Genomic DNA, 15921 nt, shown 5'->3' with positions numbered 1-15921 from the left:
CGCTGTCGTTCCCACCCCTTGTTCCGAGAAACCCGAGGAATCATGAAGCGGCACACGCACCTGCTCGCGGCCTCCGCCTGCGCGCTCACCCTCGCCCTGACCGCCGGTGCCTGCACGGCTTCCGACAGCGCGGTGTCCGGCGACGGCTCCACCGGGGCCGCCCCCGCCGACGGGCCCGCGGTCGACGGCGGCACGCTCAGGGTGGGCCTGGACCGCCCCTTCACCAAGCTCGACCCGGCCGACGGCACGCTGACCTCGATGCCGATGATGGTCCTGGCCAACGCGCTGTACGACCCACTGATGATCAACGGCGACGACGGCGTCGTGGAGCCCTATCTGGCCGAGGCGTTCACCCCGGACGCGAACGCCACCGGCTGGACCCTGAAGCTGCGCGAGGGGGTGAAGTTCAGCGATGGCAAGCCGCTGGACGCCCAGGCCGTCGTCGACCATGTGAAGCGCCTCGCGAAGCCGGAGAGCACCTGCACCTGCGCCGCCGACGCCGCCACCATCGGCGCCATCGAGGCGAACGGCCCCACCACCGTCGACTTCACCCTCAAGGCCCCCAACGCCAACTTCCCCAGCCTCTTCACCCGCTCCCTCGGCTATGTGTCCCAGGCCCCCGCCGGAACGGCACCGGCGGTCGGATCCGGTCCGTACACCGTGGAGAGCGTCCAGCCCGGTGTCTCGGTCACCGTGGCCCGCAACCCCGCCTACTGGGGCGACAAGGGCCACGCCGACAAGATCGTCTACAAGGTGCTGCCGGACTCCGACAGCCGCTACCAGTCCCTTCGCTCCGGCGACGCGGACCTGATCTGGACCGAGACCCCGGCCCAGCTCAAGCAGGCCGGCGGCGCGGGACTGCGCGCCGCCACCGGGCCCGGCTCCACCTCCACCGTCCTGTTCAACACGAAGGCCGCGCCCTTCGACGACCCGCGCGTGCGCCGGGCGCTCCAGTACGCCGTCGACCGCGAGGCGGTGGAGAAGGTCGTCTTCCTCGGCCAGGGAAAGCCCTCCGACGGCCCGATCGGCTCCCACTCCCCCTACCGCGCCGCGAACGCCGCTGACGCCTATCCGGCCCATGATCCGGCGAAGGCCCGTGCCCTGCTCGCGGAAGCCGGCCACCCGGATCTCTCCTTCGAGTACCTGGTCGACAACCGGCCCGAGGGCCAGCAGCGCGCCACCGTACTGCAGCAGATGTTCGCCGAGGCCGGGGTGAGGATGACCATCAAGCCGATGGACGCCGCGAGCCTGAACACCGCGATGTTCCAGCGCAAGTTCCAGGTGCTGGACTTCGTCACGAGCATGTTCGGTGACACCGACACCGCGCTGAACAGCCTCTACACCGCCGGCTCGCCCTACAACTTCATGGGTTACAGCAACCCGGAGGTGAACAAGGCGATCGTGGCCGGGCGGGCCGAGCCGGACGCCGCCAAGCGAGGCACCGCCTACGACAAGGCGGCCAGGACGATCGTCGGGGATGCCCCGATGCTCTTCCTCACCGAGAACCGGACCGGCTTCCTCGCCACGGCCGAGGTCGGCGGCCTGCCCGACCTGTCCCGGCGCACCGTCATCAGCCTGTCCCCGGCCGGCCTGTGGGTGAAGAAGTGACCCCTCGGATCCTCCGCGCGGCAGCGCCACTGGGCCGGGCCGTCGCCGTACTGCTGCTGGTCACGCTCGCCGCGCTCACCCTGCCGCACCTGATGCCCGGCTCCCCGGCGCTCGCCGCGCTCGGGCCCACCGCCACCCCTGAACAGATCACCGCGTACGAGGCGCGGCTGGGGCTGGACGAGAACGTGCTGTCGGCCACCTGGCGCTGGCTCGGCGACGCCCTCCACGGCGACCTCGGGCAGTCCCTGAGCACCGGTGCCCCGGTCACCGGCGAGCTCGCGGACCGGATCCCGGTCACGCTCGAACTCTTCGTCGCCGCCCAGCTGGTGGCGCTCTGCGTCGCCGTGCCGGTGGCGCTGTTCTCGGCCTGGCGGCCGGACGGGCCGGTGGACCGGATCGCCACCGCCGGCGCCTTCGTCTGGCTCGCCGTACCCGGTTTCGTCCTCGGCCTGCTGCTGATCTGGATCGCCGCCGTCCAGCTGCGGATCCTGCCCGCGACGGGCTGGACGCCGTTCGGCGAGGACCCGCTCGGCAACCTGCGGCACCTGGTGCTGCCCGCGCTCACCCTGGGCCTCACCGAGGCCGCCGTCTTCACCCGCACACTGCGCGGGCAACTGCTCGACACCCTCGACCAGACCTACATCTCCGCCGCCCGCAGCCGCGGGATGGGAACGGCACGGCTGATGCTGAGGCGCGCGCTGCGGCCGTCCTCGCTGCCGCTGGTCACCCTGATCGGCATCGGCGTCGGAACCTCGCTCGGCGGATCCGTGCTGGTCGAGACGTTGTTCGGGGTCCCGGGCGTCGGCAGCCTCGCCGCCGGCTCCATCAACGCCCGCGACTTCCCCGTCATCCAGGCCGTCACCGTGATCAGCGCCGCCGCCGTCGTCGCCGCCACGCTCGCGGTGGAACTGCTGTACCGCACGCTCGACCCGAGGATCGCCCATGGCCACCGCTGACACCGCCCCGGCGAAGCCCGCCGCCACCGCTCCCGCCCGCACCGCCCGGCGGCGGCCCTCGGCCGGGGTGCTCGTCGCCGGCGCCTGGCTGAGCGCCGTCGCGCTCGCGGCACTGGTGCTGCCGCTGCTGCCCGGATTCGACCCGCTGCACGGCGACTTCGCCGCCCCCTCCGCACCGCCGGGCCCCGGTCACTGGCTGGGCACCGACGCCTCGGGCCGCGATGTCCTCCAGCGCACCGTCGCCGGCGCCCGCGCCTCCTTCGCGGTCGCCGGGCTGACGATCACGGTCGGTCTGCTCGGCGGTGGCGCGCTGGGGCTGGCCGCGGGCTGGTTCCGCGGCCCGGTCGACAGGGCCATCGGGTTCGCCACCGACGTCCTGATGTCCGTGCCCACGCTGATCCTCGTGATGATCGTGGTCTCGCTGCGCGGCCCCAGCCTGCCCGTGATCGGCACGCTGATCGGCGTGTTCACCGTTCCGCACTTCACCCGGGTGGTGCGCGCCGTGGTGCTCTCGCTCAGCGAGCGCGGCTTCGTCCAGGCCGCCCGGATGATCGGCACGGCGCCGCTGCGCGTGCTGCGCCGCGAGATCGTGCCGCATGTCGCGTCGGCCTCCCTGGCCTTCGCCTTCACCGCGACCACGGTCGCCATCGTCGCCGAGGGCTCCCTCAGCTTCCTCGGCTTCGGGCTGCGCCCGCCGGAGCCGTCCTGGGGCGGAGTCATCGCCGAGGGCCGCACCATGCTCGGCAGCGCTCCCTGGATCTCCCTCGCCCCGGCCGCGGTGCTCTGTCTGACCGTCCTGGCCCTCAACTACCTCGGCGAACAGCTGCGTTCGCCCGACCGGAAGGGATCACGCGCATGAGCGTCCCGACCCCCGTGCCGAGCGCCGCAACGGGTCCCGGCCCCCGCGCCACCCCGGTGCTGGACATCCGCTCGCTCGACACCACCCTGCACACCCCCGACGGCCGGGCGCTGCACATCCTGCACGGCGTCAGCCTCACCATCGACGCGGGCGAATGCCTCGGGGTGGTCGGTGAGTCCGGCTCCGGAAAGTCGGTCCTCGCCCGCACGGTGCTCGGTGTCCACCCCCGTACCACCACCGTCAGCGCCACCGGGCAGGTGCTCCTCCACGGCGAGGACCTGCTCGCCGCCGCCCCCGCACGGCGCTCCGAGCTCCTCGGCACCGGCGTCGCCATGGTCCACCAGGACCCGATGACCTCGCTCAACCCCGTCGTGCGGATCGCCGAGCAGGTCACCGAATCGATCACCAACCGGCGCCGGCTCTCCCGCCGCGCCCGCCATGAGCGGGCCACCGAACTCCTCGCCTCCGTCGACGTCCCCGACCCGGCCCGGCGCGCCCGCGCCTACCCGCACGAACTCTCCGGCGGTCTGCGTCAACGTGTCGGCATCGCCGCGGCCCTGGCCGGCTCCCCGGCCCTCCTGCTCGCCGACGAACCCACCACCGCGCTCGACGTCACCGTCCAGCGCACCGTCCTGGACCTGCTCGACCGCCACCGCGAGAACCGCGGCCTGGCCACCCTGCTCATCACCCACGACATCGGCCTGCTCCACGGCCGGGCACGCAGGGTCGCGGTCATGTACGGCGGCCGGATCGTCGAGACCGGCCCCACCGGGACCGTCACCGAGCACCCCGCCCATCCCTACACCGCCGCGCTGCTGCGCTCCGTCCCCCGCGTCACCGGCCCGCTGCGGCGCACCCTGCCGGCCATCCCCGGTACCCCGCCGGACCTCTCGCGTCCGGCGCCCGGCTGCCCGTTCGCGCCGCGCTGCGAGCGCGCCGAGACCGTCTGCGCCACGACCGCCCCGCCCGTCATCGAGGCGGGCCCCGGCCGCACGGCCACCTGCCACTTCCCCCTGACCAGGTCGGAGAACGCCGCATGACCGCCGTCCTGCACGCCACCGGACTCTCGGTGGTCCACCGCACCCGCTCCGGACCGCTGCACGCCGTCAGCGACGTCGACCTGACGCTGCACGAGCGCCGCACCCTCGCCCTGGTCGGCGAGTCCGGCTCCGGCAAGAGCAGCATCGCCAAGGCCCTGCTCCGGCTGCCCCCGCCCACCGCCGGCACCGTCAGCCTCGCCGGCACCGACCTCGCCACCCTGACCCCCCGTGCGCTGCGCGCCCTGCGTCCCCGGATACAGATGGTCTTCCAGGACCCGCTCTCCTCGCTCAACCCACGGCGTCAGGTCAGCGACCTGGTCGCCGAACCGCTCGACGCCCACCCCGACGCCTCTCGCGACCGCGCGGCCGTCATCGAGCGACAGCTCAACGCGGTGGGCCTGCCGCCCGCCCTGTTCGGCGACCGCCGGCCGGGCCAGCTCTCCGGCGGCCAGGCCCAGCGCGTCGCCATCGCCAGGGCGCTGGCCGCCGAACCCCGCGTGCTCATCGCCGACGAGGCCGTCTCCGCCCTCGACGTCTCCGCCCAGGCCACGGTGCTCAACCTGCTCCGCGCGCTCACCGAGGAACGCGGCCTGGCAAGCCTGTTCATCTCCCACGACCTCGGCGTCGTACGGGCGGTCAGCGACGACGTCGCCGTACTCCAGCTCGGCCGGCTCTGCGAGCAGGGCCCCACCGAAGAGGTCCTCGCAGCCCCGGCCCATCCCTACACCGCCGCGCTGCTCGCCGCCGTCCCCGAACCCGGCCGCCCCCTCGGCGACACCGGCCTGCTTCCCACCGACCCGCCGTCCCCGCTCGCCCCGCCCTCCGGCTGCCGCTTCCGCACCCGCTGCCCGCTCGCCGACGCCCGCTGCGCCGACGAGACACCGGCGCTGCGCGAGATCGCCCCGCGCCGAACGGTCGCCTGCCACAGGCCTCTGATCACCCCCAGCACACCACCGGCACCTCACGCGCCGACAGCCGCCCTGTCGTCCGGCCCCCGGACAACCGGCTGACGGACCCCGTGCGGGAACAACCGGCCCTCGGCGGTGGGGGAAGCGTCCGGGAACGGTCGGAGGTGCGGCCGGCGGTCAGTCGCGGTGCGGCTCGGTCTCCCGGGACGCCGGCCTGCGGAGTTCCATGGCGATGGCGTCACGGAGCAGCTCGTGGGCGCGTCGCAGTGGTGTGGTCCCGCTCAGCCATCGTTCACTCAGGCCCTCGACGAGGGCGGTGAGGCGTTCGGCCGCGGCGCTCGGGGCGATCTCGGGGCCGGCCAGACCGGCGGCTTGGGCCCGGCGTACGAGGTCTGCGAGGTCCTCGACCCATTCACCGGTCGAGGTGGCGAGCTGTTCCCGCAGGTCGGGGTCGAAGATCGCGGTGGCCCGGAACTCGCCCCAGGCCGCGCTGTTCTCCCTGACCCGGGGGGTGTCCTGCAGTTCCAGGAGCAGCATTTCGGTGAGCTGGGTACACGGATCGTCGGAGGGGTCCAGGGCGGCGTCGGTGTAGCGCACGGCGCGCTGGTTGATGAACTCCAGCGTGCGGCGCAGCAGCCCGGCGCGGTCCTTGAAGTGGTAGTAGATCAGTGCGGTCGAGACGCCCGCCTCTGCGGAGACCTCCTCGACGCGCAGTCCGCGCACGCCGTGCCGGGCGATCAGCCGGGCGGCGGCTTCGAGGATCTGGGTACGCCTGTCCGGCATCAAGTGCTCCCACTGCCTGAAGTGTCAACATGTGGCTCGGGTCGATCATGCCCTACTATCGTACTGACCAAATTTTCAGTCAGGGAGTTGGATCGTGCGAATGTCCAGGCGTCAGACCCTGCGGGCAGGGGCCCTCGCCGCCCTCGGTGTGGCGCTGAGTGCCTGTAGCACCCAGGACAGCGGCCGCCCGGCGCGGGACGGAGGGACGACGTCGGCCGGGGGGTGGCGGATGCCCGACGAGGCGCACCCCCACGAACTGACCTACATGTCATGGCCCACCCGGCAGATCTGGAAGTCGGACATCCACGGCGTGCGGGAGGACATCGCGCGGATCGCGCGGACGATCGCCGAGTTCGAGCCGGTGGTCCTCCTGGCCGATGACCGGGAGGTGAAGGCGGCCCGGAAGGCCTGCGGCTCCGGGGTGGAGGTCGTCCCGATCGCGGTGGACGACCTGTGGATGCGCGACATCGGGCCGACCTTCGTACTCGGGCCCGACGGCATCGCCGGAGTCGACCTCAACTTCAACGGCTGGGGCGACAAGCAGGCCCACGGCCGCGACAGTCAGGTCGCGGAGGCGATCCTGGACGACGAGCACATCAGCAGGATCAAGGCGCCGATCATCGGTGAGGGCGGCTCGATCGAGGTCGACGGCAGGGGCACCCTTCTGGCGACCGAGAGTTCCCTGGTCAACGGGAACCGCAATCCCGGCAAGTCCCGTGACGACATCGAGCAGGCGCTCAGGGCCCTGTTCGGCGTCACCGCGGTGATCTGGGTGGACGGCGTCAAGGGCAAGGACATCACGGACTACCACATCGATGGGCTGGCGCGGTTCTCCGAACCCGGCGTCGTGGTCATGAGCACACCGGACGAGGAGGCGCCACGAGACGTCTGGACCGACGCCTTCGACCAGGCCAGGAAGGTGCTTGACAGGGCCGTGGACGCCCGGGGCGAGCGGCTCGAAGTCGTCGAGCTGCCCGAACCGGTCGACATCGGGCGCCGCGGGGACGGATTCCTCGCCAGCTACGTGAACTACTACGTGGTCAACGGCGCGGTCATCGCACCCGGCTTCGGCGACAGGAAGGCCGACAGCGACGCGGCGTCCATCCTGCGCGATCTGTACCCGGGGCGGAAGGTCGTGCAACTGCCCGTCGACACCCTCGGCGAGGGAGGAGGCAGCATCCACTGCTCCACCCAGCAGCTCCCCAGACCTGCGGGGCAGGCGCTCGGGCAAGGCCGCGGGCGATGAACGACAGCTCTCGCCGCCCGGTGCCCGTGCTCCGATTCCGCGCTACGGCGGGGGATCGCGCCTGTCACCACGGATCACCACCAGTTCCTCTTCGCGTTGTCCGGCCCTGATGACCCCCCGGTCCTCCAGCAGCGCGATGCGGCGTCTCATGACCGGTCCGAAGGGAACCGTCCGCCGGGCCACCACCGCGGCCTTCAGGCCTCCGCCGCGCAGCAGTTCCACCGTGGTCTCCACCCCGCACACATCGGAGTGCACGATCAGCAGCATGCCGCCGTCGGCGAGCATCCCGGGAGCGTTGGCGCACAGGGGGTCCAGCAGTGCCCGTCCGTCCCGCGCGGCGTCCCAGGCCCTGGCCGGTCCGCTCCGGGGAAGCTCCTGCCGCGGGGACGGTACGTACGGCGGGTTGGCGAGTATCACGTCGAACTGCCGGCGGGCGGGGAGTGTCAGCGCGTCCCTCCGCTCGACCCGGACGGGGATCCGACGCACCCGGGTGTTGAACCGCGTCGTGAGCGCGGCACGGCGCGAGATGTCCACGGCCGTGATGTGCCCCGCGCCCACGCCGGCGGCGGCGATGGCCAGGGCGCCGGTGCCGGTGCACATGTCCAGGACCCGTGCGCCGAAGGGGATTCCCGCATCACGGAGCGTCTGGGCCAGCAACCAGGTATCGGCCTGGGGCCGGTAGACACCAGGAGGTCTCAGTAACCACACGGCACAATCCGCACATCGAAAGTACTGCCCTTTCCCATGTCAGATCTCATGCGTGCGCTCACGGAGATCGTGCGAGCGTGTGAAGAGGAAGATTCCGTACTGCCATTCCTCGTCGATCCACTCCGCGCGCAGGCCGAGACCGCGCGAGGTGACATCGGATACGAATTGCTCGCGCCGGAACTTGTGGGAAAGTCCGACGTTGATCGATTCTCCGCGCCTCAGGTTCAGTTCAAGATTCAATGCACGGAGCGCGACGAAATGGTCTTCCTTCGCGTAGACCCGGGCCTCGACAGCAGAGGCGTCGGGGTCGAAGTGGGCCCGCACCTCGAAATTACGGGAGTCGAAATTACCGTCGAAGCGCCGATTGAGGTGATCCAGGTGATTGAACCGGAATCGCGTGAACGCCGACCGGCCGGGCGGATCGTTGTAGGCGGCTTCGAGTGTCCCGGCCGACTTCAGGAGATCGACGGATACCAGGAATCCGTCGCCGGGCCGGAGCGTACCGACGATCTCGGACAATAGTCCGTCCAGCTCTGCCGGTGTCATATTCCCGAGATTGCTCCCGAGGAATGACACCACCACCGGCTCGGGCTCACTGTCCCGCAGCCAGGCCAGCCCGGCCTCGTACCGGCCCCACAGCCCCCGCACTCTCACGGAGGGGAGCGCGGCGGCCAGATCTCGCCCGCTGGCCTCAAGCATCTCGCGGCTGACGTCGATCGGCAGGTAGGAGGTCGGGCGGCGAGCGGCACAGGCCGCCAGCAACAAGCGGGTCTTCTTGGCGCTCCCGCTGCCCAGTTCGGCGATCGACCCGCATCCGATCAGGTCGGCCATTTCGTCGGCGTGCCGCTTCAGCAGCCCGAACTCGACGCGAGTGAGATAGTAATCGGGCAGCTCGGTGATCAACTCGAACAGGTCCGACCCGAGAGCGTCGTACCCGAAATGAGCTGGAATCCGTGGAGGCTCCTCCCCGAGGCCGGCCAGGAGAGCCGACCGGTCATCCCAAAATGCGGCACCTTTGTCAACCGCCACGATTTCGACTCGACTCAGCACTGCAACGCCCCTCCTGGCTCCCCGGACCGGCGTGCCCGATCAGCAGCCGTAGTCCCATGCCTGCCGTGCGTGCTCCGATCAAACAGGATGCATAGGCCGTCGACGTTCCGGCCGCCCCTCGTGGATTCTGCCACTGCTCAAGAGAGCGCAAACCGCCGCGTCCGGCGAATTCACCTTCCGGCTTCGGAGCGGTACAGAATTCGGCCATGGAACGAGTTCTTGGTCACCGATGCGCCGTCGATTGCCCGTGGGAGGAGCCGGCGCTCACTCATGTGCTCGCGCGAAGGCGCATCGGGACCTGTCTTCAGAGAAGGTCCTTACGCATCAGGGTGCACACCGTTTCGTAGCGGCGCACCGACCCGTCCGGGGCCTGCTCGTCCCACGAATCCGGCTGACGGTCATACGCGGCATAGCCCAGTCGTTCGTACAGCACCCGCGCCCGGGGGTTGCTCTCCTCCACGCCGAGCTCGGCGTGGAGGAGTCCCCGGGCCCTGATGCGTTGCTCCGCGGCGCCGACGAGGAAGGTACCGATCCCGCACGACTGCAGTGCGGGATGCACCGCGATCTGCCACAGAGTGCCGACGCCCCGCTTGGCCAGGTAGTCGACACCCCCCTTCGCCACGGGGATGTCCGTCACGGGGCAGACCGCGAGGTAGTCGACCTCTCCGAGCCGTACGCGGTCCAGCTGCTTCGCGACGTCGGCCAGGTGGTGTCGGGACCCCGACCACCCGCACGACGCCAGGTCCGCGGGCACCAGATCGCGCGCCGACAGTCGCAACTCCACGCTGAACATCCTCAGATCTCCCCAGTCGTACGTCGATCGGCTCCGGCGACGACAGGGCTCCGGGTGACACCGGCCGGAGGCCGCCCCTGCCCCGGAGCCCGTCGTCGCCCGGACCATGTTCCCCTGCGGCCGGCGGGCACGCGCGAGCAGGTGCCCCTTCCTTCAGGGCAACCGCGGCCGGTCACTCACTGATCGCTCAGCTGTGCCAGCAGGGCCGGGTGGCCGGCCAGGGCGCTCTGGAGCAGTTCGCGGGCGAAGGGCGCGTACTGCCCGCTGTCGGCGGCCTTCCAGTCGATCGGGCCGAAGGGCGGCTCGGGGTCGTACTCGATGAACAACTGGACCATCCGCGCGACCTCCTCACCGGCGAGACGGCCGACGAGGTGCAGCGCCATGTCGATGCCCGCCGAGACTCCCGCGGCGGTGATGACATGGCCGTCCTCGACCCAGCGCCGGGTGACCGGGGTCGCCCCGAACCTGGCCAGGAGGTCGCGGTACATCCAGTGCGTGGTGGCCCGGCGGCCCTCCAGGAGCCCTGCCGCCCCGAGCAGCAGCGAGCCGGTGCACACGGAACCGACGACCTGGGACCGCGCCGCGGTCTCCCGCAGGTTCCGCAGCAGATCCTCGTCGGCCATCGCGGCGAGGGTGGGAACGAGGCCGCCGGGCACGATCATCGCGTGCGGATCCGGTATCCCGTCGAAGGTGTGACTGGGCACGAGGGACAGCGGGGTGTCGCTCGCCATCGGCTCGATCCGCTCACCGACCACGACGGTGCGGTAGCCGGGAACGAGATCGCCCAGCGCCGCGAAGACCTGTAGCGGGCCGACGATGTCCAGCGGAGTGATCCCGGGGTACAGCACGAACGCGATGGTCTTCGTCGGGTCCTCGGTCGGCGCGGGCGAGGCTGTGGGTGAGGTCTCGGTCATGACAGGGCTCCTGGATACAGGCGGGCGGTTGGCGGATTCCCGGCGGATTCTCCGGGCGGCGTGCTGCCGCCCGGCAAGCCTCGCCCGTCCTCGGCGCCGAGGAGGTACGGCTCCGGGCTTCGTGTCCGAATTTCTGGGATACCTGTCCTCCGGACACATGCGTGCGCCCGCCGGGGACCACGGGACAGCGTTTAGGGTCGTCGGCATGACGAAAGCTGTCCGCCACCACGTGGTGGTCGTGGCCTACGACGACGTGGAACTCGTGGAGGTCGCCTGTGTGACCAGCGCCTTCGACGGGGCGAACCGCCTCAGCGCGAACCCGCCCTACGAGGTGCGCCTGGTCACTCCGGAGGGCCGCCCGGTGCGCTGTTCCTCCGGGCTGGTCCTGGGCTCGCAGGCGGCCCTGGAACGTACCCGCGGCCCGGTCGACACCCTGCTGGTGGTCGGCGGTCCGGGCCATGGGGCGGCGGCGCGGAACGCCCGGCTGGTCGAGCATGTGCGCCGTCTGGCGGGTCTCGGCGGCCGGGTCGCGTCGGTGTGCACGGGCGCGAGTGTCCTGGCGGCGACGGGCCTGCTCGACGGCCGGCGCGCCACGACCCACTGGGCGTACGCGCACGACCTCGCGGAGCGTCACCCGGCCGTCCACGTCGACGCCGCGCCGCTCTATCTGCGCGACGAGCACGTCTGCACTTCGGCGGGGGTCACCGGGGCGCTCGATCTCGCCCTCGCGTTCGTCGAGGAGGACCAGGGACCGGCCCTCGCGCGGACGCTGGCGCGGATGATGGTGACCTATCTCCAACGTCCGGGAAATCAGGCCCAGATCAGCATGTTCGTCGACGCGCCGGCCCCGGGGCACCGGACCGTGCGGCAGGCGGTGGAGCACATCACCGGGCATCTCGACGGCGATCTCACCACAACGGCCCTCGCCACGCGCACCGGAGTCAGCGGGCGCCATCTGGCCCGGCTGTTCCTCGACCACCTCGGGCAGAGTCCCGCACGGTTCGTACGGACCGCACGGGCCGAGGCCGCCGCCCAGCTCCTCGTCTCCACACCGCTCTCCCTGGCCTCGATCGCGAGACGCTGCGGGTTCAGCTCGGCCGAGACGATGAGGCAGGTGTTCCTGGAGCACTACGGAACCACACCGAGCCAGCACCGAACGGTCCACGGCTCCGCACGGCACACGCCCGCCACCGGCGATCCGGTTCCCCGCCGGGACGGCCGGTAGGACTCCCTCCCGTCGCCGGCCGGCCAGCGGCGTGAACCCGCGGCGAGCCCGGCCTACACGGCGAGGGCGGCGGGTTCGCCGAGGCGGGCGGCAGCCGTGCGCCACGCCGTGGTCACCGCGCTCCGGGCCCGCGTGGTGCGCATGGCCCGGTCGCCGCTCAGTTCCAGCGGTGCCCCCACATGGACGTGCAGAGCGGGCCGGCGCAGCGGTGCCGTGGCCAGCCCGGCGAGCTGCTTGGCCACGCTTCCCGAGGTGACGCGGCGGGCGCCGGCCTGGCCCACGGGCACGACGGGGGCGCCGGTGCGTTCGGTGAGCCGGGCCAGGCCGCTGTGGAAGGTGCCCGGGGCCGCCTCCGCCGCGTCCGTGCGCCGGGGCAGGCCGCCTTCGGCGTAGATGAGGATCAGCCTGCCGTGCGCGAGAGCCTCCGCCGCCGCGTCGATCGCCCCCGCGGCACGCCGGTCCCGGCGGAACACGGGGATGTGCCCCTCCCGGGCGAGGATCCGGCCGAGCAGGGGAACGCGCCACAGCCCGGCCGCCGCCATGACGACGGGCTCGACGCCGAGGCGGTACAGGGCGGCGAGCACGATGGCGGGGTCGGCGAGCGAGGTGTGGTTCGCGACGATGATGCTGCCCGGCGTGAGGCCGGTGCCGGAGTCGGTGGTCACCGACAGACGGCCGACGCCCGGCGCCAGGACGCCGGCGATACGGCTGAGCATGCGTGGTCTCCGTTTCGACGATGGTGTTCCTCATCGTCGGCGGCGGGAGGCGCCGGGGCGTGAGTCGTCGTACTCATCTTCCCGGCCGCCGTGGCGAGTTCCCGTTCCCGGCCCGGAGGATTCCGGCCATGGACTCTTCGCGCCATCGCCTCAGGAGCTCGTGGAAGGCGTACGCGCCATGAGGGTAGGCGATCGGGCCGTTCGGCCGGCCGCGCCCTTCGCGGTTGTAGTAGCCGGGGGTGCACTCCGCGTGGAACCACTCGTGGTCGGGGGCGTCCTCGGCCAGGACGGCGAGCCAGGCGTCCTCGGCCGCGCGGGACGGTTCGATGAGCGCGCCCTCGGCTTCGGCCGCCGCGACGAGCGCGGCGGCATGGACGGCCTGCTCGTCCAGAATGTGCGTGAAGTTGACGCTGCTGGCGTTCTGGAGCGTCCCCATCTGGATCAGGTTCGGGAAGCCGTTGCTGGTGAAGCCGTGCAGAGTGCGCGGGCCCTGTCGCGCCCAGGTGTGCAGCAACTGGGCGCCGCCGCGGCCGTGGACGGGGAGCTTGCCGGAGTGGATGCCGGAGGTCCCGACGGAGAACCCGGTGGCGAAGATCAGGCAGTCGAGCTCGTAGGTGGTGTCGCCGACCACGACGCCGTGTTCGGTGACGCGCTCGATGCCATGGGTGTCCGCGGTGTCGACCAGGGTGACGTTGGCGCGGTTGAACGCCGGGTAGTACCTGTCGGAGAAGGTGGGGCGCTTGCAGGCGTAGCGGTACCAGGGTTTGAGCTTCTCCGCCGTGTCCGGGTCGGTGACGGTCTGTTCGACGCGGGTGCGGAGTTCGTTCATCTTGGCGGCGTCGGCCGCCTCGTAGGCGGCTTCGAAGACCTTCCGGTCGCCCTGCCGGCGGAAGCTCGGCAGGAGCTTCTCCAGGAGGTGGGCCGACATGGTCCAGCGGTCCGCCACGAGATCCCGTTCGGCCGTCTCGCCGGAGACGATCCGCAGATAGTTCTCACGGCGTTCTCGCGCCCAGCCGTCGTGGTCGGCGCCGACGTCCCGGGCGGTGGTGGGGCGGTTGGCACGCACGTCCACGGTGGAGGGGGTGCGCTGGAAGACGTGGACGTGCCGGGCGTCCTCGGCCAGCATGGGTATGACCTGGACGCCGGTGGCCCCGGTGCCGACGACGCCGACCCGTTTCCGCGCGAGACCGGTCATGCCTCCGTCCGGGGTGCCGCCGGTGTAGGCGTAGTCCCACCGGGACGTGTGGAAGGTGTGACCCCTGAAATCCTCGATGCCGGGTATCCCGGGGAGCTTCGGCTCGGAGAGGGTCCCGGTGGCCGTGACGACGTACGTGGCCCGGAACGCGTCGCCGCGGTCGGTGGAGACGGTCCATGTCCCGGACGCCTCGTCCCAGGCGAGTGAGGTGACCGCGGTGGAGAACAGTGCGTCGGTGTAGAGGGTGAACTTCCGTGCGACCCGCATCGCGTGGCGGCGTATCTCCTCACCGGGAGAGTACTTCCACTCCGGAACGTACCCGGTCTCGTCGAGCATCGGCAGGTACACGTGCGACTCGATGTCGCAGTGGATGCCCGGGTACCGGTTCCAGTACCAAGTGCCCCCGAAGTCACCGCCCTTCTCCACGATCCGGACGCGCTCGACGCCCTGCTGCCGCAGCCGTGCCCCGGCGAGGATGCCGCCGAATCCACCACCGACCACCGCGACGTCGACGATGTCGTGCAGCGGCTCCCGCCCGGCCGGCTCCCCCGCGTACGGATCTGCGGCGTAGTAGCCGAACTCGGCGTCGGTGTCGCGGTATTGGCGGGCGCCGTCGGGCCGTACGCGCCGTTCACGTTCGAGGCGGTACCGCTCCCTCAGCGCGGCGGGTCCGTCGGGGGCCGACGCTTGAGAGGTTGTCATGTGGGGGGACCTCAATCCTGTCGATCGGGGCCGCCCCGGATCGAGCGGCCGTCCGCTACGGTAGCAACTACCGGACAACGGTGTCCGGTTGACGCACGGGTGCACACGGCGCTCGTCCGGAGCCCGTCCGCGCCCCGGGCGGCAGCCGCCGGGCCCGGCCGAAGGCACCCGCACACCGCGGACAGGAAGAGTGATCCCCCCATGCCACGACTCTCCATCCGGCCCCTGGCCGTCCTCGCCATGACCGGCACCCTGATCCTCACCGGATGCGGCACCCAGACAGGTGACCCGGGCGCCGGGGCGGCCGTCGGCGCGGACAGGATCATCCGCGCGCACAAGGTCATGCGGCTGACAGAGGTGCATGAGGAGACCGGGATGACGCTGCTGGAGGGCCCGGTCTTCGGCGAGGACGGCGACCTGTTCGTCGTGGACGTCACCGCGCCCGCGGGCCGTCCCAAGGTGATACGCGTCGATGTCGGGAAGAGGACGTCGCGGGCGGTCCACACCGACGACCGGGGGGCCTACACCTCGGCGCAGTTCAGCCCGTACGACGGACGGCTCTACCTGACCGACTACGCCCACGGCGAGGTCGTGAGCCTGGCCCCGGAAGGCGGTGATCCGCGGACCTTCTTCTCCGGCGAGGTCGACGGGGCACGGATGAACCCCGACGACATCGCCTTCGACGAGGAGGGCAACCTGTACGTCAGCGACTCCCGCGGCCTGGCCGAGGGCGAGAAGCACGGGCGTGTGGTGCGGATCGACCGCGACGGCGAGAAGGCCACCGTCCTGGCCGGGAATCTGGCCTCGACGAACGGAATCTCCTTCGACGTGGACTACCGAGGGCTGTGGATCAGCGAGCTGACCGAGAACCGGATCTCCTACCTCCGCCTCGACGGAAACGGGGGCGTGGCTTCCCGGCACACCGCCATCCGCGTCGACGGGGGAATCGCCCAGACCGACTCGATCGCCGTGGACGCGGACGCCAACCTCTACCAGGGACTGCACGGCAGGGCCGCGATGGCCGTGTACGACCAGCACGGTGGGCGCATCGCGACGGTGGAGATCCCCTCCCGCGCCAAGGGCCTCGAATCGGTGACGAACGTGGCGATCACACCCGGCGGGACCAAGGCCTACATGACCGTCAGCGGGCCCGCCGGAGGGTTCCTGTACTCCTTCGACGCCCCGGCGGAAGGGATCCGGCAGTCCAACGGCGGCTGA

The 15921-nt window shown here is 71.4% G+C and carries 15 protein-coding genes; 8 read left to right on the top strand and 7 right to left on the bottom strand.

Features of this window, described 5'->3' with window-relative positions:
* Positions 1-42 precede the first annotated feature (42 nt).
* Genes ABT170_RS35780 through ABT170_RS35760 form a run of 5 tightly spaced genes read left to right on the top strand, consistent with a single transcriptional unit; the run spans position 43 to position 5473 of the window.
* Complete coding sequence (locus ABT170_RS35780) at positions 43-1608, top strand: ABC transporter substrate-binding protein (protein ID WP_351874534.1); 1566 nt, start codon at positions 43-45, stop codon at positions 1606-1608.
* Entirely contained in the window at positions 1605-2564 is a 960-nt protein-coding gene (locus tag ABT170_RS35775) for an ABC transporter permease (protein WP_351874531.1), read from the top strand. The genes ABT170_RS35780 and ABT170_RS35775 overlap by 4 nt, the downstream gene beginning before the upstream one ends.
* The gene (locus ABT170_RS35770; protein WP_351874528.1) at positions 2551-3423 is read left to right on the top strand and encodes an ABC transporter permease; all 873 of its coding nucleotides are present in this window, start codon (positions 2551-2553) and stop codon (positions 3421-3423) included. The genes ABT170_RS35775 and ABT170_RS35770 overlap by 14 nt, the downstream gene beginning before the upstream one ends.
* Positions 3420-4463, top strand: a complete 1044-nt coding sequence (locus tag ABT170_RS35765) for an ABC transporter ATP-binding protein (RefSeq protein ID WP_351874525.1) — start codon at positions 3420-3422, stop codon at positions 4461-4463. Before ABT170_RS35770 ends, ABT170_RS35765 begins: the two co-directional genes overlap by 4 nt.
* A complete protein-coding gene (locus tag ABT170_RS35760; protein WP_351874522.1) occupies positions 4460-5473 on the top strand; it encodes an ABC transporter ATP-binding protein in 1014 nt (337 codons plus the stop codon). Before ABT170_RS35765 ends, ABT170_RS35760 begins: the two co-directional genes overlap by 4 nt.
* A 75-nt stretch (positions 5474-5548) precedes the next feature.
* Here the strand turns inward: ABT170_RS35760 and ABT170_RS35755 are convergent, their stop codons facing one another.
* Complete coding sequence (locus tag ABT170_RS35755) at positions 5549-6154, bottom strand: TetR/AcrR family transcriptional regulator (protein WP_329943510.1); 606 nt, start codon at positions 6152-6154, stop codon at positions 5549-5551.
* A 100-nt stretch (positions 6155-6254) separates the two neighbouring features.
* Here ABT170_RS35755 and ABT170_RS35750 point away from each other — a divergent pair, with 100 nt between their 5' ends.
* On the top strand, positions 6255-7400 hold the full coding sequence (locus ABT170_RS35750) for an agmatine deiminase family protein (protein WP_351874519.1): 1146 nt from the start codon (positions 6255-6257) through the stop codon (positions 7398-7400).
* 42 nt (positions 7401-7442) lie between these two features.
* Here ABT170_RS35750 and ABT170_RS35745 read toward each other — a convergent pair whose 3' ends face one another.
* The 4 genes from ABT170_RS35745 to ABT170_RS35730 form a co-directional block, all read right to left on the bottom strand.
* The gene (locus ABT170_RS35745; protein ID WP_329943508.1) at positions 7443-8108 is read right to left on the bottom strand and encodes a HemK2/MTQ2 family protein methyltransferase; all 666 of its coding nucleotides are present in this window, start codon (positions 8106-8108) and stop codon (positions 7443-7445) included.
* A 39-nt stretch (positions 8109-8147) separates the two neighbouring features.
* Positions 8148-9137 (bottom strand): L-histidine N(alpha)-methyltransferase, encoded by a 990-nt coding sequence (locus tag ABT170_RS35740; protein WP_329943507.1) that lies wholly within the window; start codon positions 9135-9137, stop codon positions 8148-8150.
* Between the two features lie 325 nt (positions 9138-9462).
* On the bottom strand, positions 9463-9951 hold the full coding sequence (locus ABT170_RS35735) for a GNAT family N-acetyltransferase (RefSeq protein ID WP_329943506.1): 489 nt from the start codon (positions 9949-9951) through the stop codon (positions 9463-9465).
* Between the two features lie 176 nt (positions 9952-10127).
* Positions 10128-10865, bottom strand: a complete 738-nt coding sequence (locus ABT170_RS35730) for a DJ-1/PfpI family protein (RefSeq protein ID WP_329943505.1) — start codon at positions 10863-10865, stop codon at positions 10128-10130.
* A gap of 205 nt (positions 10866-11070) precedes the next feature.
* On the opposite strand from ABT170_RS35730, the gene ABT170_RS35725 reads away from it, so the two are divergent.
* Positions 11071-12090 (top strand): GlxA family transcriptional regulator, encoded by a 1020-nt coding sequence (locus ABT170_RS35725; protein ID WP_351874515.1) that lies wholly within the window; start codon positions 11071-11073, stop codon positions 12088-12090.
* 53 nt (positions 12091-12143) lie between these two features.
* Here ABT170_RS35725 and ABT170_RS35720 read toward each other — a convergent pair whose 3' ends face one another.
* Together ABT170_RS35720 and ABT170_RS35715 are read right to left on the bottom strand one after the other, a co-directional pair.
* A complete protein-coding gene (locus ABT170_RS35720) occupies positions 12144-12806 on the bottom strand; it encodes a lysophospholipid acyltransferase family protein (RefSeq protein WP_351874512.1) in 663 nt (220 codons plus the stop codon).
* Between the two features lie 73 nt (positions 12807-12879).
* Positions 12880-14703 (bottom strand): flavin-containing monooxygenase, encoded by a 1824-nt coding sequence (locus ABT170_RS35715; RefSeq protein ID WP_351874509.1) that lies wholly within the window; start codon positions 14701-14703, stop codon positions 12880-12882.
* A gap of 201 nt (positions 14704-14904) precedes the next feature.
* Between ABT170_RS35715 and ABT170_RS35710 the strand changes: the two genes are divergently transcribed.
* The gene (locus ABT170_RS35710) at positions 14905-15921 is read left to right on the top strand and encodes an SMP-30/gluconolactonase/LRE family protein (protein ID WP_329943501.1); all 1017 of its coding nucleotides are present in this window, start codon (positions 14905-14907) and stop codon (positions 15919-15921) included.

Source organism: Streptomyces sp. NPDC001787, assembly GCF_040297465.1.
GTDB lineage: Bacteria > Actinomycetota > Actinomycetes > Streptomycetales > Streptomycetaceae > Streptomyces.
Note: the sequence above shows the minus strand (reverse complement) of the source record. Positions and strands in the feature narration are given on the sequence as shown.